The organism is Desertibacillus haloalkaliphilus (assembly GCF_019039105.1).
GTDB lineage: Bacteria > Bacillota > Bacilli > Bacillales > KJ1-10-99 > Desertibacillus > Desertibacillus haloalkaliphilus.
The window spans coordinates 1-395 of record NZ_JAHPIV010000264.1; the positions used below are offsets into that span (position 1 = coordinate 1).

Sequence of the window (395 nt, forward strand, 5' to 3'; positions counted from 1 at the left end):
TACTTACCGTCTATGATACATCTAATCCGTTTATGAAGATGACAAGAAATCTATACGACGAAGCGGCTCTATTTGATGACTCCTCAAAAATGCAATACATTGATCTTCATACGTGGCTACCTGGCGACATCCTTGTTAAAGCAGATCGTATGACAATGGCTCATTCCATTGAACTACGAGTTCCTTTTTTAGATAAAGAAGTGTTTGCTGTGGCAAGTGAGGTCCCTACTTATGCTAAGATTTCTCACGGAACGACGAAGTACGTGTTAAGAGAGGCTATGAGTGAGTTTATTCCTGAATCCGTCTTGCACAGAAAAAAACTTGGATTCCCTGTACCAATCCGTCACTGGTTAAAGGACGAGCTTTATGATTGGGCCCGGAACCTATTACTAACT

1 protein-coding gene is annotated in these 395 nt (G+C 41.3%); it reads left to right on the forward strand.

What is annotated here, in order from left to right; genetic code table 11:
• The coding region (locus KH400_RS21855) for an asparagine synthase-related protein (RefSeq protein WP_217228217.1) at nt 1-395 on the forward strand (395 nt) is incomplete at both ends.